At 45.9% G+C, this 464-nt stretch carries 1 protein-coding gene; it reads left to right on the forward strand.

The features are described from left to right. Positions 1-36: 36 nt before the first annotated feature. The coding region (locus tag JCM17207_RS09255; RefSeq protein WP_238317382.1) for an IS3 family transposase at positions 37-464 on the forward strand (428 nt) is incomplete at its 3' end.

Genomic DNA, 464 nt, shown 5'->3' on the forward strand with positions numbered 1-464 from the left:
GGCTATCACAGGAATCCTAAAACTGTCCTCAGACTTATGAAAACAAACGGATTGCTGTCTGAAATACGCAGACGCAGGCAGTGGAAGCAGCTTGGACAGCAGGTTCACAGATATGAAAATCTGCTGAATAGGGATTTCCACACAGAAAGGCCTAACAGCAAATGGGTCACCGATATCTCTTATATCCATACAGAACAAGGCATTCTGTACCTGTCCATGATCCGGGATTTATACGACAACAGTATTGTGGCCTACAAGACTGCAACCCAGCAAACAGTAAATCTGGTTCTGGATACCATTCGCCTTGCCATGAACAAAGAGAAAGTCGCTGGGGAGTTGCACCTCCACAGCGACCAGGGCTTTCAATATACCTCACACGGATATTTTAAGCTGACTCAATCTTACGGCATTACACCTTCCATGTCAAGACGCGGAAACTGCTATGACAACGCAATGGCCGAAAA

This window comes from Faecalibacterium gallinarum (assembly GCF_022180365.1).
GTDB lineage: Bacteria > Bacillota > Clostridia > Oscillospirales > Ruminococcaceae > Faecalibacterium > Faecalibacterium gallinarum.